Source organism: Amycolatopsis sp. WAC 04169, from assembly GCF_003947535.1.
GTDB classification, from domain to species: Bacteria; Actinomycetota; Actinomycetes; order Mycobacteriales; family Pseudonocardiaceae; genus Amycolatopsis; species Amycolatopsis keratiniphila.
This window is the reverse complement of sequence record NZ_QHJI01000005.1, coordinates 81571-99819: the sequence shown is the minus strand read 5'-3', so window position 1 is coordinate 99819 and position 18249 is coordinate 81571. Positions and strand designations below refer to the sequence as shown.

At 69.0% G+C, this 18249-nt stretch carries 23 protein-coding genes; 13 read left to right on the top strand and 10 right to left on the bottom strand.

Translation table 11 applies throughout. The annotated features are described in order from the left end of the window. The first annotated feature begins 241 nt into the window (after window positions 1-241). Genes DMC61_RS13155 through DMC61_RS13130 form a run of 6 tightly spaced genes read left to right on the top strand, consistent with a single transcriptional unit; the run spans window position 242 to window position 5216 of the window. Window positions 242-1054, top strand: coding sequence for an ABC transporter ATP-binding protein (locus DMC61_RS13155; protein ID WP_016336618.1), 813 nt, complete (start codon window positions 242-244; stop codon window positions 1052-1054). 55 nt (window positions 1055-1109) lie between these two features. Then, window positions 1110-1889 (top strand): enoyl-CoA hydratase/isomerase family protein, encoded by a 780-nt coding sequence (locus tag DMC61_RS13150; RefSeq protein ID WP_072030515.1) that lies wholly within the window; start codon window positions 1110-1112, stop codon window positions 1887-1889. Between the two features lie 4 nt (window positions 1890-1893). Beyond that, window positions 1894-2856: a class I SAM-dependent methyltransferase gene (locus DMC61_RS13145; RefSeq protein WP_016336617.1), complete on the top strand. Its 963-nt coding sequence runs from the start codon at window positions 1894-1896 to the stop codon at window positions 2854-2856. Continuing rightward, window positions 2857-4026: a class I SAM-dependent methyltransferase gene (locus DMC61_RS13140; RefSeq protein ID WP_125689523.1), complete on the top strand. Its 1170-nt coding sequence runs from the start codon at window positions 2857-2859 to the stop codon at window positions 4024-4026. Window positions 4027-4037: 11 nt separating this feature from the next. Then, a complete protein-coding gene (locus DMC61_RS13135) occupies window positions 4038-4802 on the top strand; it encodes an HAD family acid phosphatase (protein ID WP_125689522.1) in 765 nt (254 codons plus the stop codon). Between the two features lie 39 nt (window positions 4803-4841). Then, on the top strand, window positions 4842-5216 hold the full coding sequence (locus tag DMC61_RS13130) for a DUF427 domain-containing protein (RefSeq protein WP_043848334.1): 375 nt from the start codon (window positions 4842-4844) through the stop codon (window positions 5214-5216). A gap of 3 nt (window positions 5217-5219) precedes the next feature. On the opposite strand, the gene DMC61_RS13125 is transcribed toward DMC61_RS13130, so the two are convergent. Continuing rightward, the gene (locus DMC61_RS13125) at window positions 5220-5936 is read right to left on the bottom strand and encodes a hypothetical protein (protein ID WP_125689521.1); all 717 of its coding nucleotides are present in this window, start codon (window positions 5934-5936) and stop codon (window positions 5220-5222) included. A 67-nt stretch (window positions 5937-6003) separates the two neighbouring features. On the opposite strand from DMC61_RS13125, the gene DMC61_RS13120 reads away from it, so the two are divergent. Further along, window positions 6004-6780 carry a helix-turn-helix domain-containing protein gene (locus tag DMC61_RS13120; protein WP_125689520.1) on the top strand — a complete coding sequence of 259 codons (777 nt, stop codon included), beginning with the start codon at window positions 6004-6006 and terminating at the stop codon, window positions 6778-6780. A gap of 27 nt (window positions 6781-6807) precedes the next feature. Beyond that, window positions 6808-7233 (top strand): thioesterase family protein, encoded by a 426-nt coding sequence (locus tag DMC61_RS13115; protein WP_125689519.1) that lies wholly within the window; start codon window positions 6808-6810, stop codon window positions 7231-7233. Here the strand turns inward: DMC61_RS13115 and DMC61_RS13110 are convergent. Next, complete coding sequence (locus tag DMC61_RS13110; protein WP_125689518.1) at window positions 7204-7746, bottom strand: N-acetyltransferase; 543 nt, start codon at window positions 7744-7746, stop codon at window positions 7204-7206. The two genes, DMC61_RS13115 and DMC61_RS13110, sit on opposite strands and share 30 nt — an antisense overlap. A gap of 29 nt (window positions 7747-7775) precedes the next feature. Here DMC61_RS13110 and DMC61_RS13105 point away from each other — a divergent pair, with 29 nt between their 5' ends. Beyond that, a complete protein-coding gene (locus tag DMC61_RS13105; protein WP_125689517.1) occupies window positions 7776-8657 on the top strand; it encodes an aminoglycoside phosphotransferase family protein in 882 nt (293 codons plus the stop codon). A gap of 120 nt (window positions 8658-8777) precedes the next feature. Here DMC61_RS13105 and DMC61_RS13100 read toward each other — a convergent pair whose 3' ends face one another. Then, complete coding sequence (locus DMC61_RS13100; protein ID WP_125689516.1) at window positions 8778-10034, bottom strand: HNH endonuclease signature motif containing protein; 1257 nt, start codon at window positions 10032-10034, stop codon at window positions 8778-8780. A gap of 446 nt (window positions 10035-10480) precedes the next feature. On the opposite strand from DMC61_RS13100, the gene DMC61_RS13095 reads away from it, so the two are divergent. Together DMC61_RS13095 and DMC61_RS13090 are read left to right on the top strand one after the other, a co-directional pair. Continuing rightward, window positions 10481-11269 (top strand): nitroreductase/quinone reductase family protein, encoded by a 789-nt coding sequence (locus tag DMC61_RS13095; protein ID WP_233594793.1) that lies wholly within the window; start codon window positions 10481-10483, stop codon window positions 11267-11269. A 450-nt stretch (window positions 11270-11719) separates the two neighbouring features. After that, complete coding sequence (locus DMC61_RS13090; protein ID WP_125689514.1) at window positions 11720-12706, top strand: acyl-CoA desaturase; 987 nt, start codon at window positions 11720-11722, stop codon at window positions 12704-12706. Window positions 12707-12710: 4 nt separating this feature from the next. Here DMC61_RS13090 and DMC61_RS13085 read toward each other — a convergent pair whose 3' ends face one another. The 4 genes from DMC61_RS13085 to DMC61_RS13070 are packed head-to-tail and all read right to left on the bottom strand — an operon-like array spanning window position 12711 to window position 15727. Beyond that, a complete protein-coding gene (locus tag DMC61_RS13085; RefSeq protein WP_125689513.1) occupies window positions 12711-13511 on the bottom strand; it encodes an alpha/beta hydrolase in 801 nt (266 codons plus the stop codon). Continuing rightward, window positions 13508-14455, bottom strand: coding sequence for a sigma-70 family RNA polymerase sigma factor (locus tag DMC61_RS13080; protein WP_125689512.1), 948 nt, complete (start codon window positions 14453-14455; stop codon window positions 13508-13510). Before DMC61_RS13080 ends, DMC61_RS13085 begins: the two co-directional genes overlap by 4 nt. 5 nt (window positions 14456-14460) lie before the next feature. Beyond that, the gene (locus tag DMC61_RS13075; RefSeq protein WP_125689511.1) at window positions 14461-15117 is read right to left on the bottom strand and encodes an enoyl-CoA hydratase/isomerase family protein; all 657 of its coding nucleotides are present in this window, start codon (window positions 15115-15117) and stop codon (window positions 14461-14463) included. Window position 15118: 1 nt separating this feature from the next. Further along, window positions 15119-15727 (bottom strand): TetR/AcrR family transcriptional regulator, encoded by a 609-nt coding sequence (locus tag DMC61_RS13070; RefSeq protein WP_125689510.1) that lies wholly within the window; start codon window positions 15725-15727, stop codon window positions 15119-15121. A gap of 132 nt (window positions 15728-15859) precedes the next feature. On the opposite strand from DMC61_RS13070, the gene DMC61_RS13065 reads away from it, so the two are divergent. After that, window positions 15860-16207: a DoxX family protein gene (locus tag DMC61_RS13065; RefSeq protein ID WP_125689509.1), complete on the top strand. Its 348-nt coding sequence runs from the start codon at window positions 15860-15862 to the stop codon at window positions 16205-16207. A 2-nt stretch (window positions 16208-16209) separates the two neighbouring features. Here the strand turns inward: DMC61_RS13065 and DMC61_RS13060 are convergent, their stop codons facing one another. Genes DMC61_RS13060 through DMC61_RS13050 form a run of 3 tightly spaced genes read right to left on the bottom strand, consistent with a single transcriptional unit; the run spans window position 16210 to window position 17685 of the window. Further along, the gene (locus DMC61_RS13060) at window positions 16210-16551 is read right to left on the bottom strand and encodes a VOC family protein (protein ID WP_125689508.1); all 342 of its coding nucleotides are present in this window, start codon (window positions 16549-16551) and stop codon (window positions 16210-16212) included. Window positions 16552-16589: 38 nt separating this feature from the next. Then, a complete protein-coding gene (gene lexA, locus DMC61_RS13055) occupies window positions 16590-17246 on the bottom strand; it encodes a transcriptional repressor LexA (RefSeq protein ID WP_016336599.1) in 657 nt (218 codons plus the stop codon). Next, on the bottom strand, window positions 17224-17685 hold the full coding sequence (locus tag DMC61_RS13050) for a nuclear transport factor 2 family protein (protein ID WP_233594792.1): 462 nt from the start codon (window positions 17683-17685) through the stop codon (window positions 17224-17226). Before DMC61_RS13050 ends, lexA begins: the two co-directional genes overlap by 23 nt. 128 nt (window positions 17686-17813) lie before the next feature. Between DMC61_RS13050 and DMC61_RS13045 the strand changes: the two genes are divergently transcribed. After that, window positions 17814-18248 carry a hypothetical protein gene (locus DMC61_RS13045; protein WP_125689507.1) on the top strand — a complete coding sequence of 145 codons (435 nt, stop codon included), beginning with the start codon at window positions 17814-17816 and terminating at the stop codon, window positions 18246-18248. Window position 18249: the final 1 nt, after the last annotated feature.

Below are 18249 nucleotides of genomic sequence, written 5' to 3'. Positions count from 1 at the left end.
AACTCAGCCGTGTCGCGCGGTGGTACACCCGCACGAGGCGACGAGGAGCAGGTCGATGGCCCGGCGGCGCCAGAAAGAGCCCCCGATGACGGGGAAGGCGGCGGACACGGACCTGATCACGCGCTCGATGCTGCCACAACGGCCGCGTCCGGGTCGTCTCGTCCCACTCCCTGGACCAGCCGCTTTCCGCCGACCGGCGGCCCGGTGCACACACGCGCGCGAGTGCGGACACAATGGGCGCGTGAGCGAGCCGATCCAGCCCAGCGAACTTGACGACCTCGTGGTGAGGATGACCGGTGTCGGGGTCCGCCGAACAGGCAACGACCTCCTCGCCGACCTCGATTGGACCGTGGAACTGGACGAGCGCTGGGTGGTGCTCGGCCCGAACGGCGCGGGCAAGACCACCCTGCTCCGGCTGGCCGCGGCCGAACTCCACCCGACCTCGGGAACGGTCGACCTGCTCGGCGACCGGATCGGCAAGGTCAACATCTTCGAGCTGCGCCCGCGGATCGGGTTCACCTCGGCCGCGATCGCCCAGCGTGTGCCGGGTGAGGAGCGCGTCGTCGACGTCGTGGTGAGCGCCGGGTACGCCGTCGTCGGCCGCTGGCGTGAGGAATACGACAGTCTCGACACCGACCGCGCCATGGAGCTGCTCGGCGCCCTCGGCATCGCGCACCTGGCCGAGCGCACTTTCGGCACGCTGTCGGAGGGCGAGCGCAAGCGGACCCTGATCGCGCGTTCGCTGATGACCGACCCGGAGATGTTGCTGCTCGACGAGCCCGCCGCCGGGCTCGACCTCGGCGGCCGCGAGGACCTCGTCGCCCGCCTTTCGGAGCTGGCCCTCGACCCGGAGGCGCCCGCCATGGTGCTCGTCACCCATCACGTGGAAGAAATCCCGCCGGGGTTCACCCACGCGCTGCTGCTGCGCGACGGCCGCACGGTCGCGTCCGGGCTCGTGGACGACGTCGTGACCAGCGACAACCTGTCCAAGACGTTCGATCAGGACCTCTTGCTCGAACGGTCCGGTGATCGCTTCTTCGCCCGTCGCCGCTGACGGGTCGTACTGACCGGTAGCCTGCAATCTGTCTTGGACGGTTAAGGAGGACGGCGTGGGAGAGTTCGTAAGTCTCGAGGTCGAAGGCGGGGTCGGCACGATCCGGCTGGACCGCCCGCCGGTCAACGCGCTGAACAACCAGGTGCAGGCCGAGCTGGCCGAGGCGGCCCGTGAGGCCTCCGAGCGCGACGACGTGCGCGCCGTGATCCTCTACGGCGGCGAGAAGACCTTCGCGGGTGGTGCGGACATCAAGGAGATGGCCGAGCGCACGTACCCCGAAATCGCGAAGTTCGGCGCCGCGCTGACGGCGTCGCTGGCCACCATCGCGAACATCCCGAAGCCGGTCGTCGCGGCCATCACCGGCTACGCGCTGGGCGGCGGCCTCGAACTCGCGCTGACCGCCGACCGCCGCGTCGCCGGCGACAACGTCAAGGTCGGGCAGCCCGAGATCCAGCTCGGCGTCATCCCGGGCGCGGGCGGCACGCAGCGCCTCGCGCGGCTCATCGGCCCGAGCAAGACCAAGGACCTCGTGTTCACCGGCCGGTTCGTGAAGGCCGAAGAGGCCCTCGCGCTGGGCATCCTCGACGAGGTCGTGGCGCCGGACGACGTCTACGCCGCCGCGCACAAGTGGGCCTCGCAGTTCGCGAACGGCCCGGCTGTCGCCCTCCGCGCCGCGAAGGCAGCCATCGACGGCGGTCTCGACACCGACCTCGCGAGCGGCCTCAAGCTCGAATCCCACCTCTTCGCCGCGCTCTGGGCGACCGAGGACCAGCGCAACGGCATGAAGTCGTTCATCGAAAACGGCCCCGGCAAGGCCACCTTCGAGGGGAAGTAACCCGATGACCCAGGTGAACGACCCGGCGCCGAATCCGCACGCCACCGCCGAAGAGGTCAAGGCCGCCTTCGACGACCCCAAGCTCGCCAACGTGCTCTACCACGACTGGGAAGCCGGGACCTACGACGAGAAGTGGTCCATCTCCTACGACGAGCGCTGCATCTCCTACGCGACGGACGTGTTCAACGCCGTCGCCGGTGAAGACGGCCAGCCGTACCCGACCGCGATGGAACTGGGCAGCGGCACCGGTTTCTTCCTGCTGAACCTGATGCAGGGCGGGGTGATCAAGAAGGGTTCGGTCACCGACCTCTCGCCGGGCATGGTGCAGGTCGCGCTGCGCAACGCCGAGAACCTCGGCCTCGACGTCGACGGCCGGGTCGCCGACGCGGAGCGGATCCCGTACGAGGACAACAGCTTCGACCTCGTCGTCGGGCACGCCGTGCTGCACCACATCCCGGACGTCCGCGCGGCGTTCGCCGAGGTGCTGCGGGTGCTGAAGCCGGGCGGCCGGTTCGTCTTCGCGGGCGAGCCGACGAAGGTCGGCGACTTCTACGCGCGCAAGCTCGGCCAGATCACGTGGTACCTCACCACCAACCTGACCAAGATCCCGGTGCTGAACGGCTGGCGCCGTCCGCAGGAGGAACTCGACGAGTCCTCCCGCGCGGCCGCGCTGGAGGCCGTGGTCGACATCCACACCTTCGACCCGTCCGAACTCGAGTCGATGGCCCGCGGCGCGGGCGCGCAGGACGTCCGCGCGGTCACCGAGGAGTTCGCCGCGGCGCTGGCGGGCTGGCCGATCCGCACCTTCGAGGCCGCCGTGCCGCAGGAGAAGCTGACCCTGCGCTGGCGTCTGTTCGCGTACCGGCTGTGGCTGCGGCTGTCCGCATTGGACAAGAAGCTGCTCGCCAAGGTGCTGCCGCGCGAGCTGTTCTACAACGTGATGATCACCGGTACCAAGCGTCCGTAGGTGTCGTATCGGTTCACGCTCGACGACGTCGCCTTCCTGCGCTCCGGCGCGGGAAGCGCGGCGCTCGCCGAATGCTCGTCCCTGCCGCTGACCGACAAGACCCGTATCGCCGACGTCGCCGCCGTGCGCCGGATCGCCCCGGACCACGCGGCCGCCGTACTGGAAACGGTGGTGCTGCGGCGGAAGTCGTCGTTCAAACTGGACTCCGCGGGCTCGTGGCTGTTCACCGGCGACGCCCTCCAGCAGGCCAGCGCCACGCTGGTCGCGCGGCACCGGGCCGCGCGGCTCGCCGGCCGCGACGTCCACGACGTGACGTGTTCCGTCGGCGCTGACCTGGTCGAGATCGCCCGCGTCGCCTCGAAGGCGCTCGGTTCGGATCTGGACGAGGTCCGGCTCGCGATGGCGCGGCACAACGCTTCCGAGGCCGGTGTTTCGCCCGCGTTGCTCAGGGCCGACGCGCTGCGGCCGGTCAGCCGGACTTCGGTCGTCGTCGCCGATCCCGCCCGTCGTGACTCTGCCGGACGCCGGGCGTGGAAGCCCGCCGATTTCCTGCCGCCGCTGGACGGCCTGGTCGATGCCTATCCCGGTCGCGAACTCTCGGTGAAATGCGCGCCGGGTCTCGATTTCTCCATCGCGCCCTGGGCGGACGAGGTCGAACTGGTCTCTTTGGACGGTCAGGTCCGCGAGGCGTGCCTGTGGCGCGGCGTGGGCTCGACGGTGTCCCGCCGGGCGACGGTGTTGCGTTCGGACGGTACACAGTGGACGGTCACGGATGCCGACCCCGACGAGATTCCCGTGCGTGAGCCGGGTGAATGGATCGTCGACCCCGACGGTGCCGTGGTCCGGGCCGGACTCGTGCGGCATTACGCGGCACGGCACGGTTTGTGGCAGCTCGACGAACGTATCGCGTACCTGACCGGGGACACCCCGCCGCCGGGAATCCGGGCGTTCCGGGTGTTCGAGCACGGACCGTACAGCGAGAAGAATCTTCGTGTATTGCTGAAAAAACACGATATCGGTCGATTGGAAATCCTCGTCCGCGGTCTCGATATCGACCCGGATGCCTTGCGGCGCAAGCTGAAACCTCGCGGAGGTGAAGAAGCTACTTTGGTACTGACCAGAATCGGTCGTTCTGGAGTAGCGTTCCTTTGCCGCGCACAGCTGACGTGAGGAGCATTTCCATGAGCCGGTTCGCCGGTCTGCTGAAACTGGCCGCCGCCGCGGCCGCCGGGGCCGTCCTCGCGGGTGGCGCCACCGCCGTCGCGAACACCGACGACGCCACCTGGCGGCGCGGTCACGAGCCCGCGAACATCGGCCAGGTCAAGCTCGACGTGAAGGCCTACTACGGCGATGTCGTCGGCACCGACGGCAAGCACGGGTACTCCGAGGGCAGCCGGTTCGTTTCCGACACCAAGCGCCAGGTCGAGGACGCCAAGCGCTATCTCTCGCGGCGGCTGGACCGCGGTGTGAAGAATCCCGCCGTCGTGTTCGACGTCGACGACACCGCCGAGGTCACCTACGGCTGGGAAGCGGACAACGACTTCGGCTTCGACCCGAAGAAGCAGCAGGAAGCCATCGACAAGGGCACGTTCGTCGCGAACAAGCCGGTGCTGGAACTGGCGAACTGGGCCGCTCAGCGTGGCGTGAAGATTTGCTTCCTGACAGGGCGCAACGAGTTCCAGGGCCCTCAGTCGCTCAAGAACCTCGCGAACGAGGGCTACCCGGCGCCGGCGGGGGCGTTCTTCAAACCGAAGATCACCGCGCCGGACTACCTGCCGTGCGGGCTGACCTGCACCACCGTCCAGTACAAGGCGGGTACGCGGAAGCACATCGCCTCGACCGGCGCGACCATCCTGGCCAACTTCGGCGACCAGTTCAGCGACCTCGAAGGCGGCTACGCCGAGTTCCCGGTCAAGCTGCCGAATCCGATGTACTACCTGCCCTGAGGAGGGAATATCCGCGCGTTCGGCGTCGCTGTGCCCGGTATGGCTGACAAAAAGGTGTTGAAGCCCAGCGCGGACCACCCGATCACGGTGGCGCCGAACGAGTCGCGAGTGGTCGTCACGGTCGGCGGCAAGGTCGTGGCGGACAGCGCGAACGCGCTCACCCTGCGGGAGGCGAACTACCCGCCCGCGCAGTACATCCCGCGTGCCGACGTCGACTTCGACCTGCTGGAGCGGACGGACCACTCCACGTACTGCCCGTTCAAGGGCGACGCGTCGTACTACAGCATCCGCACCGGCGACGGCCTCGCCGAGAACGCGGTTTGGACCTACGAGGCACCGCACGACGCGGTCGCCGAGATCAAGGACCACGTGGCGTTCTACCCGACGAAGGTCGACTCGATCGAAGAGCGCTGACCCTCACGGGAGCTGGTTGATCCGGTCCCCGTCGGCCGCGAGCGAGGTGTCGGACTCGATCCGCCAGGCCTCCAGGCCAGGCGCGTCCAGCAGCGCGTCGATCAGGGCCTCGTCGCCCGCGACGAGGGTCGAATCGAAGTCGACCTCGGTGGCGACGCACCATGCGCGGTCGTCCGGCCAGAACAGGTTGGGCGACTGCGCCTCGAACCAGTTCGGCCGGGGCCGCCAGCCGAGTTCTGTCGCGGCCGTCAGCGGCCCGTGGAACAGCAGGTAGTCCCGGCCGGGATGGCGCAGGCGCGGCGCGGCGAGGTGTTCGCGGGACAGCGTCGCGTCGGCCCAGCCGTAGCCCTCCCAAAGGCAGAACCAGGCGTTCGGCGTGCTGGTGTGCCGGCCGAGCACGGCCAGCAGCGCGGTGAGGCTGTGCGACGGCAGCGTGCCCCGGTCCGGCGGGGAACCCCGCCAGAGCGAACCGGTGAGATTCACCGGATCCGGGGAGCCGACGAGCGCGTGCCACTGCATGGCCGCATGTGCCCGGCGTCCCGTCTCAGCCGCGGCTTCGCGCCAGCTCGCCCAGCCGCCGCGATCGCGCTCGGCGGGATGGCAGAGGCGCGCGTACGCGGTGTAGCCACGCGGAACCGTGCGACCTGCCGCGCCGAACGCCCCACCGAGCCTGGAGGAGATCCACTCGGCGGGCGAAGGGTCGAGCACCGGCTGCAGCACGACGGCAAGTCTTCAGCAAGATCAAGTGAAGCGCATCTTGTCGGTGGGCGGGGGCATACTGCCTGGCGTGGGTGTTCCGCTGCGTCGACGGTCAGGTCGTTCGGTGTACCGCGAAAGCAGGCCGGTCGCGGCGGTGGCCGGCGTCGTCGAGAACGTCTGGACGGGTTTGGTGGGCTGCCGTCGTCCGCTGAGGGTGTTCCCGGACGGCTGTGTCGATCTCGTCTGGGACGGGACGGTGCTGGCCGCGGTCACCACGGTGCGCGGGGTGCTGCGGCACGAACTGCCGTCGGCGGTGTGGACCGCCGGGCTCCGCCTGCGGTGCGGTGTCGGCGGTGCGGTGCTGGGCCTGCCGATGACGGAGCTACCGGCGGGTGCCACTCCCTTGCGAGACCTGTGGGTCGCTGAGGCACGCCGCGCGGAGTCCGAGCTGGCCGCGTGCAAAACACCGGGCGAGGCACGGCCGGTGCTGGAAGCGCTGGTCGCCGAGCGACTCCGGGACGTCGAGGTGGACGGGCTGTCGGTCGCGGCCGCTCGTGCCCTGAGCGCGCCCGGCGCCCGCACCGATCGGGTGGCGGCGGAGCTGGGCGTGAGTGAGCGCGGCCTTCGCCGGCATGTCCGGCACGACGTCGGCGTCGGCCCCAAGGAGTTGCAGCGGGTGCTGCGTTTCCACGGGTTCCTCAAGCGGGTCGAGGCCGTGGCGCGCGACCACGCGTCGCTCGCCGACGTCGCCGCCGATATGGGCTACGCGGACCAGTCGCATCTCGGGCGGGAATGCCGCCGGCTGTCGGGCGCGTCGCCCGGCGCGCTCGTGCGGTCCTGGACTGGCCGAAACGTTCCAGACTGAGGGGCCCGCAGGGGCGAAGATCGGGCGGTGCTCGAACCTTTCCGCGTCACCATCGACATCCGTACGGACGATCTCGACCTCAACGGTCACGTCCGCGGCCCGGCCTACCTCGCGTACGCCGATCACGCGCGCTGGGAATGCGTGTGGGCGGCAGGGGTGGACCCGTTGGCTTTGAAGGCCGGGAACCTCGGCCCGGTCAACCTCGAAACGACGATCCGGTTCCGCCGCGAGCTTCGCGCCCGCGCGCGGATCGACGTGCTGACCCGGTTCGCCTGGGAGCCGGGCAAGGTGTCCCGCGTCGTCCAGGAGTTCGTGGCGCCGGACGGTGCCGTCGTGGCCGAGGTGGAGAGCGTCTCCGGGCTGATGGATCTCGAATCGCGGCGCCTGGTCCCGGATCCGGGACGGCATTGGCGGAAATACGCTTCACGGCCGGATGTCCTGGGCTTGTCGTGACTGGGACACCCGCTTTTCGTAGAGGCTGGTGGGCCATTGCGCTTCAGGCGGATCCGCCACGTGCTGGAATCCCGCGCGTTCGTAGTACCCGCGCAAGGCCGGGTTGTCCCTCGTGGTCGCCACGCGGACGAAGGTCTTGTGGTGAGCCGCGGCCTTCGCACCGACCCAGTCAATGATCCTGATCCCGAGCCCGGCCGCTTCCCGCGCCACCGCGAGGCGGCCCAGATAGTAGGCCGGTTCCGTGGTTTCGCCCCAGAGCCCGGGATCCGCCTCGGCCACCGCACAGGTCGCGATCGGCCCGCCGGGCCCGACGATCAGCAGCGCCTCGCCCGCCTGGATCTGGCGCCGCACCGAATCCACGGGAAAGCGTTGCGGCCATTGGTGAATCCCGCGCGCGGCCAGCCAGGCCGCGGCTTCGGCGAGAAGGTCGAGCACGACGTCCTCCTCGCCCGCGCGGGCCGGGCGGATGGTGATGTCCGGGGTGAGCGGCTCGGGACCGGCGAGGATCGGCATGTCCCGATGATGCCCCCGGCGGTGGTTGGATGTCCGTCATGGTCGACGAGAACCTCGTACGGAAGCTGATCGCGGAACAGTTCCCTCGATGGGGCGGGCAAGCGATCGCACGATGGCCCTCCGGCGGCACGGTCAACGCCATGTTCCGGCTGGGCGAGGACATGGTCGTGCGGTTGCCACTGACCAAGAGCGGCGCGAAGGACGTCGCATTGGAACAGAAGTGGCTGCCCCGGATCGCGCCGCGGCTGCCCACGCCGATCCCCGAGGTGCTCGGGGCGGGAGCGCCCGCCGATGGGTACCCGTGGCCGTGGTCGGTGTACCGCTGGCTGCCGGGCGAGAACCCGCTTCCGGAAACGCTCGGCTCGCCCGTGCCATTGGCCCAAGACCTGGCCGAGTTCGTGCTGGCGATGCGTCGCGTCCCGCCGGTACCCGCGCCTGCCCTCGCGCATCGCGGCGGACCGCTCGCGACATTGGACGCGGAAACACGGTCGGCGATCGAAAGCCTGCGCGCGATTCCGGAAGAGAACGTCGACTGTGACGCCGTCCTCGCTCTCTGGGACGAGGCTTTGCGGATCCCGGCTTGGGACGAGGCACCGGTGTGGCTGCACGCCGATCTGATGCCGGGCAACCTGCTGGTGGACGAGGGCCGGCTGTCCGCGGTGATCGACTTCGGTTGCATGGGCGTTGGCGATCCGGCCTGCGACCTGTTCCCGGCGTGGAACCTGTTGCCCGCCGACGCGAGAGCCGTCTTCCGGGAGGCGCTGGACGTGGATGACGCCACCTGGCGCCGCGGCCGTGGCCGGACGCTTTCGCAGGCGCTGATCGCGCTGCCGTACTACCGCATGACCAACGAGGCCATGGCGGGCAACGCCCGGCACGTGATCCGGGCGGTGCTGGACGAGGCGGGGTGATCCACCGGTTTCCGGTTGGCGGGAGAACAGGCGTTGGCTTGGGGATGCCGGGATCCATCGTTGGGCAGGGGCGATCACGGCCGGTTGTGGGTTTGGATCCGGAAGTTTCGCGGGGGCGGCCTATGTTCTGAGGTGCATGGTGTTCCTCCTTGGTGTTCCGGTGGAGTCGAGGTAGGCAGGCGGCGTGAATTCGGGGAGTCCGTCTTGGGCGATCTGGACTTTCCATTCGCTGCGGTGGATGAGCCGGTGGTGCTTGGTGCAGAGCAGGACGAGGTTGTCGATTTTGGTTTCGCCGTGATGCCGCCAGAAAACAATGTGGTGGGCAGTGCAGCGGGGTACGGGCATGTCGCAGCCGGGGAAGGCGCAGCCTCCGTCGCGGAGGGTGAGTGCGTATTTTTGTGCGAGCGAGACGGTGCGTTTGGAGCGGCCGATGTCGAGGGGTTCGCCTGCGGTGCCGAGGACGCCGGGGCGGACGCGGGCGTCGCAGGCGAGGATCCGGGCGTCGGTCGCACTGATCGGCCCGACGAGGTCGAGGTGGGCTTCGCCGATGTCGCGGATCAAATCCTCGTAGGACATGGTGACGAGGATGTGCGTGGCTTCCCCGGCTTGGCCGGGGAGGTTGCGGCTGGTGGTCTTCAATCGCACATAGTCGGTGAAGGCGTCCCCGTAGCGTTCGTCCTGGGTACGGGCATCCCGGACCCCGTCGATGGCCTTGTGGGGTTTGGCCATCGGATCCAGGTCGGACTTCAACCGGGCATAGGTTTCCAGATCCAGGCGAGCCTTGAGGCCCAGGGTGCCGTCGCGGTGCTTCACGAACCGCAGCTCCGGACGGGTCTCTTTTGGGTCCTCATTGCGGGGTTCTTTGCCGTCGGGGTCGAGTTCGTCGAGCAGGCGGCGTCCGGCGCGGGCGATCTGCCTCGGCCCGGCGTGCCGGGCCAGCTCGACGAGGATCTTCTCCCCGGCACGGACCTCTTCGTCGGGGACGGTGGAGGGGATGCGGGCGAGAGTCTTGATGATGGCGTCGATCTGGCCACCGCCAATCGCGCCCTCCGCGGCGGCTTCGGCAGTGAGTGGCGCCAGAGGTGGTTCGGGGTCTCCGCCGATCGAGGGGCCGGGATGCAGAGCGAGGACGCGGTCGGCGCGGGCCTCGGCTTCTTTGTCTGAGACTAGGAAGTCCTCGAAAATCAGCCCCGCCAACGTGGAATGACCCGAGCAGCCACGGATCCCGCGGGAATTGATTTCGGCGAGGATCGCGTTCTGCTCGGCATCCAACTGTCGTTTCAGGACTTCGAGTTCTTGTTTGCGGGTGTGCAGCGTCGCGATGTCGACGCGCCACCACTCGGTGGTCGTCTTCGGGGATGCATCATCGCTGGACACAAGATCAATACTACGCCGAATCGAACACCTGTGCTATGACATATTCAGACTATATCGAACGATGTAGGACGCCTAAAGGTAATGCGGAGGGCGAGGCTGGCTGCAATTAGTCGACTAATTGCGGCCAGCCCCGTCCGGTCCGCAGAGAAGGCGGTTAGGCGGGTGCGCGCCACCCCGGGCTCGTGCTAACGTCGTGCTTGAGCCCCGTATGGGCCTACACATGGAGGTAGCGGCTACTCGGCCACCAGAGATCGGCACACACCGTCTCTCCTTTCGCTCATCCCCGCGTCGTGGGATGACGCCTCCATGTGGTGCGCCCGAAAATCGGGTGTATGTGTGCTCCTTCGGTGACGGTTCCGCGCCTCCTGTCGACGCATCGATGGGAAAGGAACGCATTGACCTTCAACGACCAGGTGATCGAAGAATTCAGGCACGGTAAAGGAGGCATGTCCGAGGGCTGGAAGCTGATCCTGCTCACCACCACCGGCGCCAAGACCGGCAAGCGGCGGACGAATCCGTTGGGGTACCTCGAAATCGACGGCATGACCGTCGTCGTCGCTTCGAACATGGGAGCGCCGGCGCATCCGGGCTGGTACCACAACATCCGGCGTGACCATCGGGTCACGGTCGAGACGAGGGGCGAGACCTACGAGGCGATCGCGGCCGTTCCGCCCGCGGCGGAGCGTGACGCGCTGTTCGCGAAGATCGTCGCCGAGGAGCCGGGATTCGCCGAGTACCAGGCGAAAACGACGCGCGAGCTGCCGGTCGTGATCCTGCACCGGATCGACGAGCGGGTGCGAGGGTTGGGCGACTTCCTGGTGGAGGTCCACGAGTGGTTGCGGGAGGAGCTCAAGTCGCTGCGTGCCGGGGTGGAAGACGTCGTGGCCGGTCGTGCGGACGCGCTCATCATGGAGAAATCCTTGAAGGCGCACTGTGTTTCGTTCTGCGAGGCGCTGACCAAGCATCATACCGGCGAGGACATGGGCGCGTTTCCCATGTTGGCGCAACGGTTTCCCGCGCTCGCACCGGTGTTGGTGAAGCTCGGGGAAGACCACGTCGTCGTCGCGGCGACGCAGAAGCGGATCCGTGACCTCGTGGAGGGTTACGTGCACGGCGAGAGCGATCCTGTGCGCTTGCGCGACGAGTTCGACGCTCTCGCAGGGAAGCTCGAAGCACACTTCGCTTACGAGGAGCGAACCATCGTGACGGCGCTCAATGTGACGGCGCCCGGCTGATCGGGTGGACGCCGCCCTGGGGTTTCGGCCCCGGGGCGTGTACCGTGAGAGGTGGCGACGCCCTCGGCGTGACGCCGCGAGGCGGGCGGAAATCGTCCCCGGCCTCGCCGAAGACCGCAAAACAGCGGTCCCCCTCGAAAGGTTTCACCGTCAAAACTCACAGCACGGACAGTGCGCTGTTCAGTCACCCGCTCGCAGCTCAGGACGAGCCCCACGAGCCGGCCGCTCCTCAGAGTGATCGATACATGGATCTTTTTCGCGAACCTTCTTACCCCGCACCGGACCCCTCGGCCGAAGTCGTTCGTTGAACTGACAGTCCAACGTTTTGGGTGTCGTGTTGTCCCAGCACGCTCGCGCAGAATTCGTCGCGGGCATGCCTTTCGTGCGCCGCGTCGTGCCTCAGGCTCCAGCAGCCGGCACATGCCTCGGCCATCGACAAGAAACGGCGACATGACCTCAGTTCTCAGACCTCCGGACAGTGAGGAGCGGCAGGCGCCGCAACCCCTCCTGGCGGGGGAGCAGTCCCGCACCGAAAACCTTCTCGTCAAGCTGTTCGCGGTGGTGCCCTTGGTGGCGCTGGCCGCCTCCGTCCCCTTCGCGTGGGGCTGGGGCCTCGGCTGGGTGGACCTCGGCCTCGCCGCCGGGTTCTACTTCCTCACCGGCCTCGGCGTGACCATCGGATTCCACCGCTACTTCACCCATGGCGCCTTCAAGGCCAATCGCGGCCTGCGGATCGCCCTCGCGGTCGCGGGCAGCATGGCCATGCAGGGCCCGGTCATCGGCTGGGTGGCCGACCACCGGCGGCATCACGCCTTCGCCGACCGCGAGGGTGACCCGCATTCCCCGTGGCGGTTCGGCACCACACCGGCCGCGCTGGCCCGCGGCTTCTGGCACGCCCATATGGGCTGGCTGTTCGAACGTGAGAAGACCAACGCACGGCGATTCGCCCCGGATCTGCTCACCGACCGCGACATCGCCCGCATCGACCGGCTGTTCCCGCTGCTCACCGTGGTGACGTTGCTCGCGCCCGCCGTCCTCGGCGGCGTGATCACCTTGTCCTGGTGGGGCGCGGTCACCGCGTTCTTCTGGGCGAGCCTCGTCCGGGTGGCGCTGCTGCACCACGTCACCTGGTCGGTGAACTCGCTGTGCCATCTGATCGGCGACCGCCCGTTCGCCGCCCGCGACAAGTCCGCGAACTTCTGGCCGCTCGCCATCGCATCGATGGGCGAGTCCTGGCACAACTCCCACCACGCCGACCCCACCGGCGCCCGGCACGGCGTCCGCCGCGGTCAGCTCGACATCTCCGCACGGCTGATCTGGCTGTTCGAAAAAGCGGGCCGGGCAACGGACGTCCGGTGGCCGAAGGCCGACCGGCTCGGTCGCAAACTCAATCCCGGCCACTCGTTGTCACTGCGCCGTCGTGCGCAGCGGGCCTGAACCGTCAGCGGATCGCGCCCGCGATGGCGTCGATCAGCTCCGGACCATCGGCGAACACCGGGTCGTTGTGATCCGCGCCGGGGACTTCGATCGTCCTGGCACCGGCGGCCCGGGCCACTTCACGGCTCTGCTCGGCGGGGACGATCGAGTCCTCGGCGCCGAACACGACGGTCACGGGCGCCTTCACCTGGGCGACGGTGTCCTTCGTCGGGAACTCGTCCCGCAGTAGCCAGCGGACCGGCAGGAACGGGTAGTGCCGTTGCCCGACCGACGCGAGGTCGACGAATGGCGAGCGCAACACGAGCGCGGACGGCGGACGTTCGGCGGCCAATTCGGTGACGACCGCCGAGCCGAGGCTCTCGCCGAAGTAGATCAGCGGCGCTCCGGCCTCGCGTACCAGGAAATCCTGTGCGGCGCGGACATCCAGCGCGAGCCCGTCCTCGGACGGCTCGCCGGGATTGCCCCCGTAGCCGCGATAGTCCAGGAGCAGCACCGAGAGCCCGCGCGCGGTCAGCGCGCGGGCCAACAGCGCGCGGTACGCCCGGTTCCCGGCGTTGCCCGGCGCGACCAGCACGGCCGCCTTCGCGTCGGCGACCGGGAAGTACCAGCTCGACAGGCTCAGCCCGTCCGAGGTGGTGAGCGTGACGTCCCTCCCGCCGGGCAGGACCGTCGCCGCACCGGGCGGCGGACCCGCCTCGGGGAGGTAGATCAGCTTGCGCTGGAAGGCGAACGCGCCACCGAAGACCACACCGACGAGGGTGACGGCCACCGCCAGCGCGATCAAGACCTTCTTGCGCATGCTCATGGCTTCGCCGGGGGAAGGCCGAACCTCGCGAACAGGTCCGCGTCGAGGAACGAGGTGATGTCGCGGATCCGATCGTCGCGAAGGGACAGCACGGTGATCGACCAGGGGTGATGGACGGCTTCCGCCGCTTCGCCGAGGTAGCAGGCGACGGCGGGTTGCCCGTTGGCGGTGACGACCTCGGTGCGCCAGCTCGGGCACCTGCCGAGCGGGACCTCGACGGCGAAACCGGTGACCGCTTCGATGCCGCTGTACCACTGCGCGAGCGGCGGCATGGACCAGGTGACGTCCTCGGTCAGCAACGCCACGAGCGCGTCGGCGTCGCCGCGCTCCAGAGCTGAGGCGAAGCCCGCGGCGATCTCACGTGTCCGGGCGTCGTCGAGTTTCGGCTGCTCGCCGGGCGGCGCGACCTTTTCCGCCACGATCGCCCGCGCGCGTTGCAGCGCGCTGTTCACCGCCGCGACCGAAGTGTCCATTGTGGACGCGATTTCGGCGGCGGAGAAGCCGAGGACGTCGAAGAGCACGAGCGCGGCCCGCTGATTGCCCGGCAGGTGCTGCAGCGCGGCGACGAACGCCAGCTCGATGGCCTCGCGCCGCTCGTACCGGGTCTCCGGGCCGTCGGGGTACGGGCCGAGCCACGCCACCTCGGTCAGCGGGGCGTGTTCGAGTACGACCCGCTCGCTCGACGGGCCGAGGTCCATCGGCAGCGCCCGTTTCCCGCGCGCCTCCGCGATGTCGAGGCAGGTGCGGGTGGCGATGGTGTAGAGCCAGGTGCGCATCGAGCTCCGGCCCTCGAACCGGTCCATCGCCCGCCACGCCCGCAGAAGCGCGTCCTGCAGGGCGTCGTCGGCGTCGTGGGCCGAGCCGAGCAGCCGATAGCAGTGGGCGTGCAGCTCGCGGCGCAGCGGCTCGACCAGGCGATCGAACTCCGCGTCGTCGGTGCGCACGACGGCTACTTGGCGCGAAGCGCGGTGACGGCGGGGGTGAACATCGTGGTCTTGATCGCGGACAGTGTGCCGCGGTCCTTCCCGGCCAGCGGGCGGACGAGATCGGCCGCGTACTCCAGCAGCGCGGGCTTCTCGGCGACGGCGTCCACCAGCCCGAGATCGCGCGCGTCGGTGCCGCCGAACCGTCGTCCGGTGGTCATCGACGCGATCGCGGCGGCGGGGGTGAGCTTGCCCTGGATCAGCGCCGCCATCCCGGGCGTGAACGGGATGTTGATATCCGCCTCGGGGAAGCAGAAGTACCCGCGGTCGGCACGCATCACCCGGAAGTCGTGCGCCATCGCCAGCATCGCCCCGGCGCCGAAGGCGTGCCCGTTGATCGCGGCGACCGTGTGCACGCCGAGGGTGAGCACGCGGGCCAGCAGTTCGTGGACGTCGGCGACGTACTGCGCGGCCTTGGTGGGGTTGCTGGTGAGCCAGTCGAGGTCGAGGCCGTTGGAGTAGAACTTCCCGGAGCCGACGGTGACCAGCACCGCCGGATCCGGATAGGCGACGACGGTGTCCAGCTGGGCGTGGACGGTTTCCAGCCAGGACGGCGAGAAACGGTTCTCGTCGTCCCCGAGGTCCAGCAGGAACACCGGGGCGTCGTGGCGCAGAGTGGGCATGTCAGTCCTTCCGTGGGGGTGGGAGCAGGAGTATGGCGTGGACCGCGGCGGACAGCCGGGCCCGGGAGTCGTCGGAGATCGGCTCGCCCGCGGTGAACGCGCGGCGGAACAGGGCCGTCGGCAGGTCGACGACGCAGGTTGTCAGCACTTCGACGGCCTGGGCGTCCCGCCTGCTCCAGAGCCGTTCGGCGAGCGTGACGAGGAGCTGAACCAGACGTTTGTCGAGTGCGAGGAGATCACCGGCGAGATCTTCGGGGACCTGCGGGTCGAGCAGATGCTCCTTCTTGACGGTGATGAGCAGGCGGGCCGCTTCCGGACGGCGGTCGGCGAATTCCGCCGGCGCGTCCGCCGCGGCCGCGACCGCCGCGGCCGGGTCTTCCGCCTGATCGGCCAGCTCGGTCTGGAGGTCGAGAAAGGCGCTCGCGGCGCGGAGCCAGACGCGGGCAAGCAGCGCGCCGAGCGAGCCGAAAGCGTGGTAGATCGTCCCGTTGGACACTCCCGCGGCGGCCGCGAGGGACCGCACGGTGACGCCACGGGCGCCGACTTCCACGACGAGGCGCTCGGCCGCGTCGAGCAGCCGATCCAAGTCGTGCACGCGGGGCCGGGGCATGCGGCGAGGATAACAGAGCGCTTGCTCTAAAACGACGGAACCCTGTGACGTGCTTCACCCGGCGGGCTGTCACATCGGGTCGGTGGCCGGGGTCAACCCCGCGAACCACCGAGAAGCCAAGGAGAAACCGAAATGACCACTGCCTATGTCATCGTCACCGTCGTCGGAGCGTTCATGGCCGCGTTCTCGGCCGCCTCGATCTTCTTTCGTGCCAAGTGGGTCGTGCAGCCGCTGGCGGACTACGGCGTTCCGCGCGCCTGGTGGACGCCGCTCGGGGTCGCCAAGGCGGCGGGCGCGCTCGGCCTGATCGCCGGCCTGTGGGTGCCCGCCCTCGGTGTCGCGGCCGGGATCGGCCTGGTGCTCTACTTCACCGGCGCCGTGATCACCGTGCTTCGCGCGCACTGGCCGTCGCACGTCGCTTTTCCGCTGATGTACATGGCGCCTGTCGTCGCTTCGCTCGTGCTGGGCTTCGCGGCCTGATGTCAGGAGTCCGGGGACCACACCGCGAGTTCGGCGCCGCCGGGCTCGCGGAAGTGGAACCGGCGCCCGCCGGGGAACGAGAACGGCTCGGCCGTGACGATTCCGCCCGCGGCCTCGACGGAAGCCCTCGCCCCGGCCAGGTCGTCGGTGCGGATCGTCACCAGCGGCGCGGCCGTCTGCTGCGCGGTGTCCTGCTGGAAACCGAACGAGACCGTGCCGCCGCTCTGGACGTCGGTGTACGCCGGGCCGTACGCCGTCGCCGTCCATCCGAAGGCCTTTTCGAAGAACGCGCTCGAGCCCGCCGCCGAACTCGACGGGAACTCGACGAAGTCGATTTCGTACATGGGGCCGGAAGCTACTCCGGCCCACCGACAAAACCGGATCAGACGCTGCGCAGCACCGAGACCACTACGCCGAGCACGCTCGCGCGGTCCCCGTCGATGACCTCGTAGGCGGGGTTGCGCGGTTCGAGGTACACGTGGCCGTCGCGGCGGCGGTACACCTTGACCGTGGCCTCCTCGTCGATCATCGCGGCGACGATCTGGCCGGAGTGCGCCTCCTGCTGCTGCTTCACCACGACGATGTCGCCGTCGCAGATCGCCGCGTCGATCATCGAGTCTCCGCGCACCCGCAGGCCGAAGACGTTGCCCCGCCCGGTGAGTTCACGCGGAAGGGTCATCACGTCGTCGACGTGCTCGACGGCGGAGATCGGCGTGCCCGCGGCGATGTCACCGACGACGGGGACCGGCACGGAGTCCTCTGTGGACTCCTTCGACGCGGTGCCGTGCAGGAAGGCGCGCACGTCGATGGGGCGCGAGATCGAGCTGCTGCGGCGGAGGAAACCCTTCTCCTCCAAGGCCGCCAGATGCTTCGACACCGACGACGTCGAGCGCAGCCCGACCGCTTCGCCGATCTCGCGCGTGCTCGGCGAGTAGCCGTACTCCACCACCCATTCGCGGATGGTCAGCAGGATCTTCTGCTGCCGCTCCGGCAGGGAAGCGGCTTCCTCGAACAGCTCAAGATCGTGGTAGGCGGTCATCAGCGGAATGGTAGTTCGTGCAGGCCGCCGCGATCGCCGCGGTGTCCCAGTAGAACGGCCGGACCTCGGTGATGCGCCCGTCCGCGACGGTGATCGTCTGCAGGATCGGGAAATCCAGCTCGCGGCCGGTCGCCCTGGCCCGGGCGTGCACGTGGGTCAGGATCACCAGCGGATCGGTCTCGCTCAGGAAGCTCTGGTCCACCATGTCGAAGACGTCCCAGGTCTCGCTCATGGCGACGAAGAACCGCTCCATGCCCTCGTGGCCGCGCCAGATCCCGCCGTAGGGCAGGGCGTCCGCCTGGTGCAGCACCACATCAGGGGAGAAGAACGGGGCGAGCGGCGCGAAGGACGCCTTGCCGGGGCCGCCCGCCGCGAGGTACTCGGCTTCCGCCGCGTACATGCCTTCGAGTACGGACAGAGCGTCTGTTGTCGTCGTCACGACGACCACTGTGGGGCCAGGCATCGCCGATCGCTGGCGGTTATCGGTCGTCGAGATCGGCCGGATGGCGGCGCGGCCGGGCCGAAAGTCCGATCCCGCGAGCGTTTCCGCGAGGTTGACTCGATCGTATGAACACGAAGATCACCGCGGCGGTGCTCGCCGCCGCGACGGCAACGGTCGCCCTGTCCGGCTGCGGGCTCAGGGAAGGACTCACCGAAAAGGCGAACGGACACGTCAAGACGGTCGGCTACGCGACCGGCGCGGAGGGCAAGCGGGACAGGGACGCCCGGTTGCCGGAGTGGGTGCCGGACGCGGCGTCGTCGGTCACGGAGGTCATCCGGACGACGGGTTCTGAGCGGCTCCTGAAATTCACCGGCGGGACGCTGCCCGCCCTCTGCGTGCCGGGGGCGCCCGCGACGCAGGCGGCCACCCTCGCCGCCCAGTGGTGGCCGCAGGGTCAGGAGAGCAGGACCGACAAGGTCTGCGGTGAATGGCACGTGCTGGTCCAAGGCGCCGACGTGTACGCGTTCAAGCCGGAGACGCTGGTGAGCACGAGGTCCTGAG